Genomic DNA, 14,539 nt, shown 5'->3' on the forward strand with positions numbered 1-14,539 from the left:
CCCTCACCTCGGAGTGGAGGGTCATCGTCGCCCGCCGGGGCGCGCCGCCGCTACAGCCGTGCGGTCACCGGTGTGTCGCGCTAGGACTGGCTGCCGCGCGCCCGGAGCGAGGCCAGGTACGCGTTGTACTCCGCCAGCTCCTTGTCGCCGTCCCGGTCCGCCGCCCGGTCCGAGCGCCGCGCCACGCGCTGCTCGGAGCGGTACCACTGGAAGACCAGCGCGATCAGCACCAGCACGGACGGGATCTCGCTGAACGCCCAGGCGATGCCGCCCGCCGCGTTCTGGTCGGCGAGCGCGTCGATGCCCAGCGAGGCGGGCGGGTTCTTGTACGCCTCCACCATCGGCTGCGAGGCCATCATCAGCGCGATGCCGAAGAACGCGTGGAAGGGCATCCCCGCGAACAGCTCCAGCATCCGCATCACGTAACCGGGCCGGTGCGGCCCCGGGTCGACGCCCATGATCGGCCAGAAGAAGACCAGACCCACGGCCAGGAAGTGCACCATCATCACCACGTGCCCGACCGGGTTGCCCATGAGCATGTCGAACAGCGGGGTGAAGTAGAAGCCGTACAGGCTCGCGATGAACAGCGGGATGGTGAAGGCCGGGTGCGTGATGATCTTCATGTAGCGGCTGTGCAGGAGCGCGAGCAGCAGCTCGCGCGGCCCCTTGCGCCCCTTGCGGCCGCGCCCCGACACCGGCAGCGCGCGCAGCGCGAGCGTGACCGGCGCGCCGAGCAGCAGCAGGATCGGCGAGAGCATGCTGACGATCATGTGCTGCACCATGTGCACGCTGAACATGACCATGCCGTAGTCGTTGAGCTTGGTGCACATCACCAGGAGCACGGTGAGCACGCCGGTCACGAAGAAGACGGTGCGGCCGGCCGGCCAGTCGTCGCCGCGCCCGCGCAGCCGCGCCACGCCCCACCCGTACAGGGCGAGCGCCGCGAGGCAGCCGACCAGGAAGAAGGGATCGGGGGAGAGCTCCAGGCCCCGTCCCAGCGTGAACGGCGGCAGGTCCATGTTCATGCCGTGCCCGCTGTGGTCCATCCGCTGACTCCTGATTCGTGCCGGTTGTCCGGTCCAGAGTAGAGCCGCCCCCGGCCGCGACCGCGACCGGGGGCGGCTCTCAGGAGCGCGGCGTCGTCACAGCACGCATTCGGCTTCCCCGTAGCGCGCCGCCGGCACGGTCTTGAGCTCCTCGACGGCGCCGGCCAGCGGCACCATCTGGATCTCCGTGCCGCGCAGCGCCGTCATCATGCCGAACTCGCCGCGGTGCGCCGCCTCCACCGCGTGCCAGCCGAAGCGGGTCGCGAGCACGCGGTCGTACGCGGTCGGGGTGCCGCCGCGCTGGACGTGGCCGAGGATCACCGGGCGGGCCTCCTTGCCCAGGCGCTCCTCCAGCTCGATGGCGAGCTGGTTGGCGACCCCGGCGAAGCGCTCGTGCCCGTACTGGTCCTTCTTGCCGACGTTGAACTCCATCGACCCCTCGCGCGGCTTCGCACCCTCCGCGACGACCACGATCGCGAACTTCTTGCCCGCCGAGAACCGCTTGCCGACCAGCTCCGTCAGCTCGCCGATGTCGAAGGGCCGCTCGGGCACGACGATGGCGTGCGCGCCGGCCGCCATGCCCGAGTGCAGGGCGATCCAGCCGGTGTGCCGGCCCATGACCTCGACGATCAGCACGCGCTGGTGGGACTCGGCGGTGGTCTTGAGCCGGTCCAGGGCCTCGGTGGCGACGCCGACGGCGGTGTCGAAGCCGAAGGTGACGTCGGTGGAGGCGATGTCGTTGTCGATCGTCTTCGGCACGCCGACGATGGGCAGCCCCGCCTCGGAGAGCAGGTGGGCGGCCTTGAGGGTGCCTTCGCCGCCGATCGGGATGATCGCGTCGAGGCCGAGGTCGGCGACGTGGCCGCGGGTCTGCTCGATGCCGCCGCGCAGGTGCGCGGGCTGGACGCGGGAGGAGCCGAGGATGGTGCCGCCGCGGGCCAGGATGCCGTTCACGGCTTCGAGGTCCAGGGTGCGGTAGTCGCAGTCGAGCAGGCCCCGCCAGCCGTCGTGGAAACCGATGACCTCGTCGCCGTGGTCGACGACGGCACGGTGGACGACGGAGCGGATGACGGCGTTCAGGCCGGGGCAGTCGCCGCCGGAGGTGAGGACACCAATGCGCATGGCGCGAAAACCTTTGCAACGTGGGCCGAATGACCGGACCACGTCGTCCGGGCGGGGTCCCGTCACCCTACAAGCGTTGGGTGACGGGACCGAACCGGACGTCCGGCAGTTGGACGTTCGTACCGTTGCCCGCTGAGCCCGTGTCAGGCGGGCTGCGTGGCGCTGGCGATGCGCTCGGCGCGCAGCGCCTCGTACCAGCGGTCGTCGGTGGGCGGCAGCGCGTTCACGTCCAGGGCCAGCTTCAGCAGCAGGTCCGCGATCTGCGGGTTGCGGGCGAGCACCGGGCCGTGCATGTACGTGCCGAACACCGTGTCGTTGTACGCGCCCTCGGTGCCGTCGCCGGTGCCGTTGCCCTTGCCGAGGCGGGTGCGGGCGAAGGGGCGGGCGGTGGGGCCGAGGTGGGTGATGCCCTGGTGGTTCTCGAAGCCGGTGAGCTGCGGGAGGTTCAGCGGGGCGTCGATGTCCGCGAGCACGTCGCCGACGCACCGCTCGCCCTCGCCGCGGGTGGAGATGACGTCGAGCAGGCCGAGGCCCTGCTCGCGCTGGCCGAGGTCGTTGATGAACTCGTGGCCCAGGATCTGGTACCCGGCGCACACCGAGAAGACGATCGCGCCGTTGGACACGGCGCGGCTGAGCCCGCCGTCCTTGCGCAGCCGCTCGGCCGCCAGGCGCTGCGGACGGTCCTCACCGCCGCCGATCAGGTAGATGTCGCCCGAGGTGGGCACCGGCTGGTCGCTGCGTACGTCGACCCGCTGCACGTCGAGGCCGCGCTGGCGGGCCCGGCGCTCGACGACGAGGGCGTTGCCCTGGTCGCCGTACGTGCTGAGGAGGTCCGGGTAGATCCAGACCAGCCGCAGACTGCTGTCGTTCATTCGAGTCATGGTCCCTGCGGTTTCTGTCAGTTGCGGCGCGGGTCAGTTGCCGACGCGGCGGCGGAGGTCCTGGAACGCGGTGTAGTTGGCGATCGTCTCGATCAGCCCGGGCGGCGCCGACTGCACGGCCTCGTCCAGCGTCTCGCAGACCCGGAACTGGAGGTTCGCCACTTCCAGGCGCACCGCGAGGTCCAGCTTGCGGTCGCCGAGGACGAAGATCGGGTGACCGGCGAGCCGGGTGTAGTCGACGTCCCACAGCCAGGAGGTGTCGGTGCCGTCCGCGCCGCGGGCGTTGACGGACAGGATCACCGGCGTCGGCGGCTGGTTGATCAGCGAGAACGTCTCCAGCCAGCCGGCCGGGTTCTTCGCCAGCAGCAGCCGCAGCTCACGGCCCTGGAACTGGACCACGTCGTAGCGTCCGGCCACCGCCTGCACCTGGTACATGCGCTCCAGCGCCACCTGCGGCGGCACCCCGAAGGTCGCCGCGACGGCGGCCGAGGTGGCCGCGTTCGCCTTGTTGGCGCGGCCCGGCAACTGGAGGTGGATCGGCCAGGCGGAGCCGTGCGGGTCCAGGACGTGGTCGCCGGAGAGCACCCAGCTCGGCGTCGGGCGGCGGAAGCCGCACTCGCCGCAGAACCAGTCGTCGCCCGGACGCTGCATCACACCGCCGCAGGAGGGGCACGACCAGGCGTCGTCCTTCCACTCCTGGCCGGCCGCCACCCACACCACGTTCGGCGACGAGGACGCCGCCCACACGATCAGCGGGTCGTCGGCGTTGGCGATGACGACGGCCTTGGAACCGGCCAGGCCCTCGCGCCACTTCTCGGCGAGCATGCGGGTCTCGGCGGCGCGGTCGAGCTGGTCGCGCGAGAGGTTCAGCAGCGCGATCACCTTGGGCGTCACGTCACGGGCCACCCCGGCGAGGTACTTCTCGTCGACCTCGATGACGCCGTACTTGGCGTCCGAGCCGCCGGCGAGGGCGGAGGTGATGCCCGCGGGCATGTTCGCGCCGAGCGCGTTGGACACGACCGGACCGCTGGCCCGCAGGGCCTCCGCGATCAGGCGAGTCGTCGTCGTCTTGCCGTTGGTCGCCGAGACCAGCACCACGTCCAGGTGGTTCGCCAGTCGTCCCAGCAGGTCCGGGTCGAGCCTGAGCGCGACCTTTCCGCCGATCACCGAACCGCTGCCGCGTCCCGCGGCGCGGGACACCGCCGCCGCGGCCTTGCCTGCCGTCACGGCCAGCTTGGCCCGCGGCGACAACGGCTCCGTGTTGCCTGCCATCGTCACTGATCCTCCTTGCATCCGGCGCCGCACTTGCCCCAGGTCCACCGGTCAACAGTCCGGGCTCAGCCTATCGAGGTCCCGCTGTACGCCCGAACCGCGGCACCCGTGGGCGAGGGCGCGGACCAGCCTCGACGGTACGGGACGCGCGGCGGAACGTACGCTTACGGCCATGCGACACCGCCCCATTCCCGGCAGTTCCGGCACCGTACGCCCGATGACGCTGCTCGGCGACCCCGTCCTGCACGCGCCGTGCGAGCCCGTCACCGCCTTCGACGCGGCGCTCGCGCGCCTGGTCGAGGACATGTTCGCGACGATGTACGCGGCCGAGGGCGTCGGCCTCGCCGCCAACCAGGTGGGGGAGTCCCTGCGGGTCTTCGTCTACGACTGCCCGGACGACGAGGAGGTGCGCCACCTCGGCCACGTGGTCAACCCGCGTCTGGTGGAGGCGGACGGCTTGGTCGTACGGGGGTCCGAGGGCTGCCTGTCCCTCCCCGGCCTGGAGGCGGGCACCCCGCGCCACGACCACGCGGTGGTCGAGGGCTTCACGGTGACGGGCGCGCCGGTGACGGTCACCGGCACCGGGTTCTTCGCCCGTTGCCTCCAGCACGAGTGCGACCACCTGGACGGCATGGTCTACCCGGACCGCCTCACCGGATGGCGCAGGGCGAAGGTGCTGCGCCGGGCGGGCAGGGCGAAGTGGGGGCGTACGCCGTAGGGCTTCGGCGGGCGGGCGCGGGTCCGTGCGGGGGCGGCGCGGCCGGCCGCGTGGTTCCCGGTACGCCGCTCCGGCCGGCCTAGAAGCCCGGTCCGCCCGGGCGGTCGCCCGCGGCGGCGAGCCGGCCCCACAGGAGGTCGGCGAGGCTGCTCACCAACTCCGCCCGGGAGCAGGGGCGTTCGCCGAGCCACCAGTCGCCCGCCGCATGCATCATCCCGACGATCCCGTGCCCCCAGACCCGGGCGAGCTGCTCGCTGTCGGGCCCGAGGTCCACCCGCTCGGCGATCACCTCGGCCAACTCCTCGCCCATCCGCCGCAGCAGCGGCGCCGAGTGCCGCCCCACGTCGAAACCCTGCTCGGGGGCCGGGGCGGCGGCGTCCTCCGCCGGATGCATCAGGAAGCGGTAGACCTGCGGGCGGGACTCGATCGCCGCGAGGTAGGTGTCGAGGGTCCGTTCCACGCGTTCGCGCCGTCCGGCGGGGGCGTCCAGGGCGGCGCGCAGCGCGGCCAGCAGGGCGTCGGTGTGCCGCTTGGCGAGGGCCCGGTAGAGGCCGCCCTTGTCGCCGAAGTGCCGGTAGAGGATCGGCTTGGTGATGCCGGCCTCGGCGGCTATGGCGTTCATGGAGGCCTGCGGACCGTCCCGCAGGACCACCCGGTCCGCGGCTTCGAGCAGCTCGCGCCGCCGGGCCTCGGCACTCGACCGCTGCGCTGACGCCTGCTGTGTGGACTCCATCGGTGCTCTCCCCGCCCAGGTGATTCCGTTCCGTGACCCCCGCGCAACGTAACACTGCCCGGTGACAGCCGACTGTTGACAGGGGCTACCCGTGGGTAACACACTCGGGGTTACCGCAAGTAACGTGCAGGTGCTGGAGGGGACATGGCCGAGTTCACGCTCGATCTCAACGATGACCAGAAGCAGGTCCGCGACTGGATCCACGGCTTCGCCGCGGACGTGATCCGTCCGGCCGCCGCGGAGTGGGACGAGCGCGAGGAGACGCCCTGGCCCGTCATCCAGGAGGCCGCCAAGGTCGGAATCTACTCGCTCGACTTCTACGCACAGCAGTACTTCGACCCTACGGGCCTGGGCATCCCCATGGCTATGGAAGAGCTCTTCTGGGGTGACGCGGGCATCGCGCTGTCCATCGTCGGCACCGGTCTGGCCGCCGTCGGCGTCCTGGCCAACGGCACCGAGGAGCAGATCGGCACCTGGATACCGCAGATGTACGGCGACGCGAACGACGTGAAGGTCGCCGCCTTCTGCTCGTCCGAGCCGGACGCGGGCTCCGACGTGGCCGCCCTGCGCACCCGCGCCGTCTACGACGAGGCCAAGGACGAGTGGGTGCTCAACGGCACCAAGACGTGGGCTACCAACGGCGGCATCGCGAGCGTCCACGTCGTCGTCGCCTGCGTCGACCCCTCCCTCGGCTCCAAGGGACACGCCTCCTTCATCGTCCCGCCGTCCACCCCCGGCCTGTCTCAGGGCCAGAAGTTCAAGAAGCACGGCATCCGCGCCTCGCACACGGCGGAGGTCGTCCTCGAAGACGTACGCGTCCCCGGCTCCTGTCTGCTCGGCGGCAAGGAGAAGCTGGACGAGCGGCTGGCCCGGGCCCGCGAGCGGGCGGCCAACGGCGGCGGCGAACGCGTCAAGAACGCCGCGATGGCGACTTTCGAGGCCTCCCGCCCGGCGGTGGGCGCGATGGCCGTCGGCACGGCCCGCGCCGCGTACGAGGTCGCCCTCGACTACGCCAGGACGCGCGAGCAGTTCGGGCGCCCCATCATCGACAACCAGGGCATCGCCTTCCAGCTCGCCGACATGCGCACCCAGATCGACGCCGCCCGGCTGCTGGTCTGGCGGGCCTCCTGGATGGCCGTGTCGGGGAAGCCGTTCACGGCGGCGGAGGGCTCGATGTCGAAGCTCTACGCGAGCGAGGTCGCCAAGAAGGTCACGGCCCAGGCCGTGCAGATCCTCGGCGGCAACGGCTTCACCCGCGAGTACCCGGTGGAGCGGATGCACAGGGACGCCGCGATCTACACGATCTTCGAGGGCACGAGCGAAATCCAGCGCCTGGTCATCGCCCGGACGCTGTCGGGCATGCCGATCCGCTAGGGCGCGGGGCCGGCGGGGGCGGGGTGTGCTTCGCTCGGGCGGGGGAGGGGTAGTCCTGCGGCGAGCGGGCACTTGCGGATGCGGTGCGTGAATCCGTACGGCCCCCGCCGCCCCCGAGCAGAAGTGAGTGCACGTCATGCAGGACTGGATCTATTGCGTGAATCCCACCCTGGCGAGCGCGGGCGGCGAACCGGAGACCAAGGAGTACGTGCGTGAACTCGCCGCGACGCGGCCGGAGATGGTGCTGTGCCTGGCCGCACGCCGCTACCTGGAGCCGGGGGACCGCATCTGGATCTACTTCGCCACACCGGTGAAGGAGATCGCCGCCCTGACAGTGGTGGCGGCCGTCCCGAAGGAGGAGCCGGGGGACGCCCGCTACCCCTGGAAGGTCAGCACCGTACTGAATGCGAAGGCGACCGGGGCCCTCTACGACCGCCCGGTTCCCCTCGCCGCCCTGGCCAACCAGCACCCCCAGGGGGTCATCCGTGCGAAGCCGGCCGACGTGCCGCTGCTCGAAGCGCACGCGGAGCTTCTGAGGGAGCCGGGACAGCGTGGCCCGGCGGGAGCCGAGCGCGGACGGCATGGGCGCCTGTCTCCGTGAAGAAGGCGCCCATGCCGGGGCTCCGGGCCGTGGGCCACTGAGCCGTCGAGCCACTGAGCCGTCGAGCCGTCGAGCCGTCGGGGTCAGGCGGGCAGATGGGCTTCGATGGCCGACACGAGCACGGTGTCACCCGGCTCGGTACGCGGGCGGAAGCGGGCCACGGGTGCGCCGTCCGTGCCGATGAGGAACTTCTCGAAGTTCCACTGCACGTCCCCGGCCTCGCCCTCCGCGTCCGCGGTCTTCGTCAGTTCGACGTAGAGCGGGTGGCGGTGCTCGCCGTTGACCTCGGTCTTCTCCAGGAGCGGGAAGGTGACGCCGTAGCTCGCGGAGCAGAAGGCGGCGATGTCCTCCGCGCTGCCGGGCTCCTGGCCCGCGAACTGGTTGCACGGGACGCCGAGGACCGTGAAGCCGCGGTCGGCGTAGGTCTTCTGGAGCTCCTCCAGGCCCGTGTACTGCGGGGTGAGGCCGCACTTCGACGCGACGTTGACGATCAGGACGGCCTTGCCCCGGTGGGCGGACAGGCTCGTCGGCGTGCCGTCCAGTGCGTGCAGCGGGATGTCGTACAGGCTCATGAGCCGCTCCTCCTGTTGCGTCCGGCGGGAATCGTCGGAGACCAGCCGCAGGCTAACCCCCGCGGTGCCCGGGCCGGGCAGTCGCCCCCCGGGAGCCCCGAGGCTCCGGGGGCTGCCGAGAGTCCCGGGAGCCCCGGCGGGGAGAGGCCGGGCCCCCGCCCCTCGTGCTCCGGGCGTCCTGGTCACCCCGAACGGCACGGGAGCGACGGGCGCCGAGGTGCGGCCGGCGGGGGAGGCCCGGAGGTCCCTCGCGCGAGGCGGGCGAGGGGTGTTGTCAGTGGTGCGTCCTACGCTCGTTCCATGAGTACGGATGTGCGTGATCCGCGCCTGCGCCGGGAGCCGACGGCCGAGTTCGAGCGGCTCGCCTCCGAGGACCGCCTGCCCGCGCTCGCGTACGCGGTTCGGGATCATCCTCCGGATCCGGTACGGCTCGGCCTTTGGGCCCAGGACCTGCGGGCCGGGGGCGGCCAAGTCCTCCTGATCGGCCCGGCCGTCCGGCGTACCGGCGGCGGCAGGAGTGCCGCCGCCGGTCGCTTCCGGCCTGCCCGGCACCGCTCAGCCGTCGGAGCCCTGAGGTGCTTCGTAGGTGCGGAACAGCCCTTCCTGGACGACCGAGACGAGCAGCCTGCCCTCCCGGTCGTAGATCCGGCCCCGCGCCAGGCCCCGGCCGCCCGTGGCGATCGGGGACTCCTGGTCGTACAGGAACCACTCGTCCGCCCGGAACGGACGGTGGAACCACATCGCGTGGTCCAGCGACGCGATGTCGAAGTTCCGCGAGCCCCACAGCGGCTCGACCGGCAGGCGCACCGCGTCCAGCAGCGTGGTGTCGCTCGCGTACGCCAGCGCGCACGTGTGGACGAGCTGGTCGTCGCCCAGCGGGCCCACCGCCCGCATCCACACCGCGCTGCGCGGCTCCGCCCCCTCGATCTCCTCGCGCGTCCAGCGCAGGCCGTCCACGTAGCGGATGTCGAAGGGCTGGCGGCGGGCGATGCGCTCCAGCGCGTCCGGGAGCGAGCCCAGGTGGGCGCGGATCTCCTCGGCCACCGACGGCAGCGACTCCGGCGGCGGCACCTCGCGGCGCGGCGGGAGCTGGTGCTCGATGCCGCCCTCCTCCGGCTTGTGGAAGGAGGCCGTCAGGTTGAAGATCGTCCGGCCCTGCTGGACGGCCGTCACCCGGCGGGTGGTGAAGGAACGCCCGTCGCGCACCCGTTCCACCTGGTAGACGATCGGCACCCCGGGGCGGCCCGGGCGCAGGAAGTACGCGTGCAGCGAGTGCACCGGGCGGTCGCCGTCGGTGGTGCGGCCCGCGGCGACCAGCGCCTGGCCCGCGACCTGCCCGCCGAACACCCGCTGGAGGTGCTCCTGCGGGCTGTGGCCGCGGAAGATGTTGACCTCGATCTGCTCCAGGTCGAGCAGATCGACGAGTCTCTCGGCCGGATTCGTCATCGTGAGTTCCTTCGCTGGGTAGGGCTAGAGCTGGCCGACGGACGTGACGCGCACGACCGCGCGCGCCTCCTCGTCCGACGCCGCGAGGTCGACCTCGGCACTGATGCCCCAGTCGTGGTCGCCCGCCGGGTCGGCGAAGATCTGGCGGACCTTCCACAGCCCGTGCGCCGCGTCCTCCTCGATGATCAGCAGCTTGGGGCCGCGCGCGTCCGGGCCCGTGCCCAGGTCGTCGTGCTCGTCCCAGTAGGCGTCCATGGCCTCCCCCCACGCGTCCTCGTCCCAGCCGGACTCCGCGTCCAGCTCGCCGAGCGCGTGCACGTTGTCCAGCGCGGCCAGCTCCACCCGGCGGAACATGGCGTTGCGCACGAGGACCCGGAAGGCGCGGGCGTTCGACGTGACCGGCTTGACCTGGTCGGCCCGCTCCTGCGCCTGCTCGGCGGTCTCCACCTCGGGGTTCGCGAGCTGCTCCCACTCGTCGAGCAGTGAGGAGTCCACCTGGCGCACCAGCTCGCCGAGCCACGCGATGAGGTCTTCGAGGTCCTCCGACTTCAGGTCGTCGGGGATGGTGTGCTCCAGGGCCTTGTACGCGCCCGCCAGGTAGCGCAGCACGATGCCCTCGGTGCGCGCCAGCTCGTAGTGCGAGGTGAACTCGGCGAAGGTCATGGCCCGTTCGTACATGTCACGGATGACCGACTTCGGCGAGACAGGGTGGTCGCCGACCCACGGGTGGCTCTTGCGGTACACGTTGTACGCGTGCCACAGGAGCTCCTCCAGGGGCTTGGGGTACGACACCTCCTGGAGGCGCTCCATCCGCTCCTCGTACTCGACGCCGTCCGCCTTCATCTGGCCGACGGCCTCGCCGCGCGCCTTGTTCTGCTGCGCCCCCAGGATCTGCCGGGGGTCGTCCAGCGTCGACTCCACGACGGACACCATGTCGAGCGCGTACGACGGCGACTCGGGGTCGAGGAGGTCGAAGGCGGCCAGCGCGAAGGTCGACAGCGGCTGGTTCAGTGCGAAGTCCTGCTGGAGGTCGACGGTCAGCCGTACGATCCGGCCCTCGGCGTCGGGCGTGTCGAGCTGCTCGACCACGCCGCCGTCGAGCAGCGAGCGGTAGATGGCGATGGCCCGGCGGATGTGGCGGAGCTGCGCCTTGCGCGGCTCGTGGTTGTCCTCCAGGAGGTGGCGCATCGCGTCGAAGGCGTTGCCCGGACGTGCGATCACCGACAGCAGCATGGTGTGTGTGACCCGGAAACGGCTGGTCAGCGGCTCGGGGTCGGAGCCGATCAGCTTGTCGAAGGTGGACTCCGACCAGGCGACGAAGCCCTCCGGGGCCTTCTTCCTGACCACCTTGCGGCGCTTCTTCGGGTCGTCGCCCGCCTTGGCGAGCGCCTTCTCGTTCTCCACGACGTGCTCGGGGGCCTGCGCGACGACGAAGCCCGCCGTGTCGAACCCGGCCCGGCCGGCCCGCCCGGCGATCTGGTGGAACTCACGGGCGCGCAGGGTGCGGACCCGGGTCCCGTCGTACTTGGTCAGCGCCGTGAAGAGCACGGTGCGGATCGGTACGTTGACGCCGACACCGAGGGTGTCCGTACCGCAGATGACCTTGAGCAGACCGGCCTGCGCCAGCTTCTCCACCAGGCGGCGGTACTTCGGCAGCATGCCCGCGTGGTGCACGCCGATGCCGTGGCGGACGTAGCGGGAGAGGTTCTGGCCGAACTTGGTGGTGAAGCGGAAGTTGCCGATCAGCTCGGCGATCTTCTCCTTCTCCTCCTTGGAGCACATGTTGATGCTCATCAGCGACTGGGCGCGCTCGACGGCCGCCGCCTGCGTGAAGTGCACGATGTAGACCGGCGACTGCCGGGTGTCGAGCAGCTCGGTGAGCGTCTCGGTGATGGGCGTCATCCGGTACTCGTACGACAGGGGGACCGGCCGGGTCGCCGACCGTACGACCGCCGTCGGGCGGCCGGTGCGCCGGGTGAGGTCCTTCTCGAACATCGAGACGTCGCCCAGCGTGGCCGACATCAGGACGAACTGCGCCTGCGGCAGCTCCAGCAGCGGGATCTGCCAGGCCCAGCCCCGGTCGGGCTCCGCGTAGAAGTGGAACTCGTCCATCACGACCTGGCCGATGTCGGCGTACTTGCCGTCACGCAGCGCGATCGAGGCCAGCACCTCGGCCGTGCAGGCGATGACCGGGGCGTCCGCGTTCACCGAGGCGTCGCCGGTGAGCATGCCGACGTTCTCGGTGCCGAAGAGCTTGCAGAGGTCGAAGAACTTCTCCGAGACCAGGGCCTTGATCGGCGCCGTGTAGAAGGTGACCTTGTCCTGGGCCAGCGCCGTGAAGTGCGCACCCGCCGCGACCAGGCTCTTTCCGGAGCCGGTGGGCGTGGACAGGATCACGTTCGCGCCGGTGACCACCTCCATCAGCGCCTCTTCCTGCGCCGGGTAGAGGGCGATGCCCTGCCCCTCGGCCCAGGTCGAGAAGGCCTCGAAGAGGGTGTCGGGGTCGGCGTTCGGCGGGAGCTGATCGATGAGGGTCACGCCCCCCATCTTGCCCGGTGCCGGTACGGATCGCGGAACCGGAGGGTATGTGCAAGATCATCCCGGATAGGGTGGCGGACCAGCCCATCGGCGGCCGCGACTCAACTCGGCCGCGCCAGGGAAGAGATGGGGGAACACACAACAAATGGGGCGGGAACGACCATGATGGGACCGGCGCACTCACTGTCGGGAGCGGCCGCCTGGCTCGGGGTGGGAGCCGCGGCCGCCGCAGCCGGCCACGCGATGCCCTGGCCGGTGCTCGTCGTCGGCGCACTGATCTGCGCGGGGGCCGCCCTCGCCCCCGACCTCGACCACAAGTCGGCGACCATCTCGCGCGCCTTCGGGCCGGTCTCCCGGCTGCTCTGCGAGATCGTCGACAAACTGTCGTACGCCGTCTACAAGGCGACCCGCACCAAGAAGGACCCGCGCCGCACGGGAGGCCACCGCACGCTCACGCACACCTGGGTGTGGGCCGTGGCCGTCGGCGCGGGCTGCTCGGCGGCGGCCATAGGGGGCGGCCGCTGGGCCGTCCTGGCCATCCTCTTCGTGCACCTCGTGCTGGCGGTGGAGGGCCTGCTGTGGCGGGCCGCCCGGGTCTCCAGCGACGTGCTGGTGTGGCTGCTGGGCGCGACCAGCGCGTGGATACTGGCGGGCGTGCTGGACAAGCCGGGCAACGGCGCGAACTGGCTGTTCGAGGCCCCCGGCCAGGAGTACCTGTGGCTGGGCCTGCCGATCGTCCTGGGGGCGCTCGTGCACGACATCGGGGACGCGCTGACCGTCTCCGGCTGCCCGGTCCTGTGGCCGATCCCCATCGCGGGCAAGCGCTGGTACCCGCTGGGGCCGCCGAAGGCGCTGCGGTTCCGGGCCGGGAGCTGGGTGGAGCTGAAGGTGCTGATGCCGGTGTTCATGCTGGCCGGGGGAGCGGGCGGGGCGGCGGCGCTCGGCTACATCTGAGCCGCCGACCACGCTGCGCGCCGCCGCCCGCCCCGGGTGCGGCGCTACGGTGGGGCCGGGGCGCGCCCGCCCCGCCCACCGTGCTGTCCGACGCCAGGAGGCCCCGGCCGATGCCCGCTCCGTACCCGGTCCTTCCGCCCCACGACCACGGTCTGCTCGACGTCGGCGACGGCAACCGCGTCCACTGGGAGGTCTCCGGCAACCCCGCCGGTCGGCCCGCCGTCGTCGTGCACGGCGGCCCCGGCACCGGCAGCAGCCCGCGCAACCGGAAGCTCTTCGACCCCGACCGCTACCGCCTGGTCCTCTTCGACCAGCGCGGCTGCGGCCGCAGCACCCCGCACGTCGCCGACCCCACGACGAGCCTGGAGCACAACACCACCGCGCACCTGGTCGCCGACATGGAGAAGCTCCGCGAACACCTGGGGGTGGAGCGGTGGCTGCTCTTCGGCGGCTCCTGGGGCTCGACGCTGATCCTCGCGTACGCCCAGGCCTTCCCGGAGCGCGTGAGCGGGATCGTCCTCGCCGGGGTGACGACGACGCGGCGCTCGGAGACGGCCTGGCTGTACGGGGGAGTGGGCCGCTTCTTCCCGGAGGCGTACGCCAGGTTCCGGGCGGGGGTGCCGCAGGACGAGCGGGACGACCTGGTGGCCGCGTACGCGCGCCGGGCGTCCAGCACGGATCTCGCGGTACGGGACCAGGCGGTGGCGGACTGGTGCGCCTGGGAGGACGCGGTGCTGAGCCTGGAACCGGCGAAGCCGGCCGCCGCGCCCTACACGGGACGCCCGGAGGCGGGCCGGATCTCCCTGGTCCGGATCGCCTCGCACTACTTCGCGCACGGCGCCTGGCTGGCGGAGGGCGAACTGCTGCGCGGCGCGGGCAAGCTGTCGGGCATCCCCGGGGTCCTCCTCCAGGGCCGCCACGACCTGGGCAGCCCGCCGCACACTGCCTGGGAACTGGCCCGGGCCTGGCCCGACGCGAACCTGCACATCTTCGACGACTCGGGCCACATGGGCGGCACGGGAATGGGACGGACCCTCCAGCAGACCCTGGACCGGCTCGGCCGGGCGCCCCTCTAGCGCCGCGGGGAACCGCGCGAGCGACCCACCGCGAAGCCGCGCGGCCGAGCGCTTCAGGCGGAGGGGCGGGTCCGGGGCGGGGCCGGGGCAGCGCCGCGGGCGACCGGGACTCCGGGCACGGCCCGCGACGCGCCCGCACCGCAGCGACCCCGCCTGCCCTCGCCCGCCCCCCGCCCGACAGCGCACGTCCGCCTGCCCTCGCCCGG

Annotated in this window: 13 protein-coding genes; 5 read left to right on the forward strand and 8 right to left on the reverse strand. The window is 72.0% G+C overall.

Going from position 1 to position 14,539, the window contains the following annotated elements; translation table 11 throughout:
• Positions 1–80: 80 nt before the first annotated feature.
• The 4 genes from ACIP93_RS29940 to ACIP93_RS29955 form a co-directional block, all read right to left on the reverse strand.
• Complete coding sequence (locus ACIP93_RS29940) at positions 81–1,046, reverse strand: cytochrome c oxidase assembly protein (RefSeq protein ID WP_345225377.1); 966 nt, start codon at positions 1,044–1,046, stop codon at positions 81–83.
• Between the two features lie 96 nt (positions 1,047–1,142).
• Positions 1,143–2,168: a 6-phosphofructokinase gene (locus tag ACIP93_RS29945; protein ID WP_401763631.1), complete on the reverse strand. Its 1,026-nt coding sequence runs from the start codon at positions 2,166–2,168 to the stop codon at positions 1,143–1,145.
• A 143-nt stretch (positions 2,169–2,311) separates the two neighbouring features.
• On the reverse strand, positions 2,312–3,040 hold the full coding sequence (locus ACIP93_RS29950; protein WP_345225381.1) for a glutamine amidotransferase: 729 nt from the start codon (positions 3,038–3,040) through the stop codon (positions 2,312–2,314).
• 42 nt (positions 3,041–3,082) lie between these two features.
• Positions 3,083–4,321 (reverse strand): MurT ligase domain-containing protein, encoded by a 1,239-nt coding sequence (locus tag ACIP93_RS29955; protein WP_345225383.1) that lies wholly within the window; start codon positions 4,319–4,321, stop codon positions 3,083–3,085.
• A 172-nt stretch (positions 4,322–4,493) separates the two neighbouring features.
• On the opposite strand from ACIP93_RS29955, the gene def reads away from it, so the two are divergent.
• Positions 4,494–5,039: a peptide deformylase gene (gene def / locus ACIP93_RS29960; RefSeq protein ID WP_345225386.1), complete on the forward strand. Its 546-nt coding sequence runs from the start codon at positions 4,494–4,496 to the stop codon at positions 5,037–5,039.
• 79 nt (positions 5,040–5,118) lie between these two features.
• Here the strand turns inward: def and ACIP93_RS29965 are convergent, their stop codons facing one another.
• The gene (locus ACIP93_RS29965) at positions 5,119–5,772 is read right to left on the reverse strand and encodes a TetR family transcriptional regulator (RefSeq protein WP_345225388.1); all 654 of its coding nucleotides are present in this window, start codon (positions 5,770–5,772) and stop codon (positions 5,119–5,121) included.
• A 144-nt stretch (positions 5,773–5,916) separates the two neighbouring features.
• Here ACIP93_RS29965 and ACIP93_RS29970 point away from each other — a divergent pair, with 144 nt between their 5' ends.
• Entirely contained in the window at positions 5,917–7,146 is a 1,230-nt protein-coding gene (locus tag ACIP93_RS29970; protein WP_401763636.1) for an acyl-CoA dehydrogenase family protein, read from the forward strand.
• A 157-nt stretch (positions 7,147–7,303) separates the two neighbouring features.
• A complete protein-coding gene (locus tag ACIP93_RS29975; protein ID WP_401763638.1) occupies positions 7,304–7,747 on the forward strand; it encodes a hypothetical protein in 444 nt (147 codons plus the stop codon).
• 83 nt (positions 7,748–7,830) lie between these two features.
• Here ACIP93_RS29975 and ACIP93_RS29980 read toward each other — a convergent pair whose 3' ends face one another.
• The 3 genes from ACIP93_RS29980 to ACIP93_RS29990 form a co-directional block, all read right to left on the reverse strand.
• Positions 7,831–8,319, reverse strand: coding sequence for a glutathione peroxidase (locus ACIP93_RS29980; protein WP_345225395.1), 489 nt, complete (start codon positions 8,317–8,319; stop codon positions 7,831–7,833).
• A 555-nt stretch (positions 8,320–8,874) separates the two neighbouring features.
• Positions 8,875–9,765 (reverse strand): acyl-CoA thioesterase II, encoded by an 891-nt coding sequence (locus tag ACIP93_RS29985; protein WP_345225397.1) that lies wholly within the window; start codon positions 9,763–9,765, stop codon positions 8,875–8,877.
• 24 nt (positions 9,766–9,789) lie between these two features.
• The gene (locus ACIP93_RS29990) at positions 9,790–12,303 is read right to left on the reverse strand and encodes a DEAD/DEAH box helicase (protein ID WP_401763641.1); all 2,514 of its coding nucleotides are present in this window, start codon (positions 12,301–12,303) and stop codon (positions 9,790–9,792) included.
• A 162-nt stretch (positions 12,304–12,465) separates the two neighbouring features.
• Here ACIP93_RS29990 and ACIP93_RS29995 point away from each other — a divergent pair, with 162 nt between their 5' ends.
• A complete protein-coding gene (locus ACIP93_RS29995) occupies positions 12,466–13,257 on the forward strand; it encodes a metal-dependent hydrolase (RefSeq protein ID WP_345225401.1) in 792 nt (263 codons plus the stop codon).
• Between the two features lie 110 nt (positions 13,258–13,367).
• The gene (gene pip, locus ACIP93_RS30000) at positions 13,368–14,333 is read left to right on the forward strand and encodes a prolyl aminopeptidase (protein WP_401763644.1); all 966 of its coding nucleotides are present in this window, start codon (positions 13,368–13,370) and stop codon (positions 14,331–14,333) included.
• Positions 14,334–14,539 lie beyond the last annotated feature (206 nt).

Origin of the sequence: Streptomyces sp. NPDC088745 (assembly GCF_044751045.1) — a bacterium.
Taxonomy (GTDB): domain Bacteria; phylum Actinomycetota; class Actinomycetes; order Streptomycetales; family Streptomycetaceae; genus Streptomyces; species Streptomyces cremeus.

Excerpts from the sequence above, each read along its gene's own strand:
- ACIP93_RS29955 (WP_345225383.1), bottom strand. The coding sequence starts at position 4,321 with ATGGCAGGCAACACGGAGCCGTTGTCGCCGCGGGCCAAGCTGGCCGTG.
- ACIP93_RS29965 (WP_345225388.1), bottom strand. The coding sequence starts at position 5,772 with ATGGAGTCCACACAGCAGGCGTCAGCGCAGCGGTCGAGTGCCGAGGCC.
- ACIP93_RS29980 (WP_345225395.1), bottom strand. The coding sequence starts at position 8,319 with ATGAGCCTGTACGACATCCCGCTGCACGCACTGGACGGCACGCCGACG.
- def (WP_345225386.1), top strand. The coding sequence starts at position 4,494 with ATGCGACACCGCCCCATTCCCGGCAGTTCCGGCACCGTACGCCCGATG.
- ACIP93_RS29940 (WP_345225377.1), bottom strand. The coding sequence starts at position 1,046 with ATGGACCACAGCGGGCACGGCATGAACATGGACCTGCCGCCGTTCACG.
- ACIP93_RS29945 (WP_401763631.1), bottom strand. The coding sequence starts at position 2,168 with ATGCGCATTGGTGTCCTCACCTCCGGCGGCGACTGCCCCGGCCTGAAC.
- ACIP93_RS29950 (WP_345225381.1), bottom strand. The coding sequence starts at position 3,040 with ATGAACGACAGCAGTCTGCGGCTGGTCTGGATCTACCCGGACCTCCTC.
- pip (WP_401763644.1), top strand. The coding sequence starts at position 13,368 with ATGCCCGCTCCGTACCCGGTCCTTCCGCCCCACGACCACGGTCTGCTC.
- ACIP93_RS29995 (WP_345225401.1), top strand. The coding sequence starts at position 12,466 with ATGATGGGACCGGCGCACTCACTGTCGGGAGCGGCCGCCTGGCTCGGG.
- ACIP93_RS29970 (WP_401763636.1), top strand. The coding sequence starts at position 5,917 with ATGGCCGAGTTCACGCTCGATCTCAACGATGACCAGAAGCAGGTCCGC.
- ACIP93_RS29985 (WP_345225397.1), bottom strand. The coding sequence starts at position 9,765 with ATGACGAATCCGGCCGAGAGACTCGTCGATCTGCTCGACCTGGAGCAG.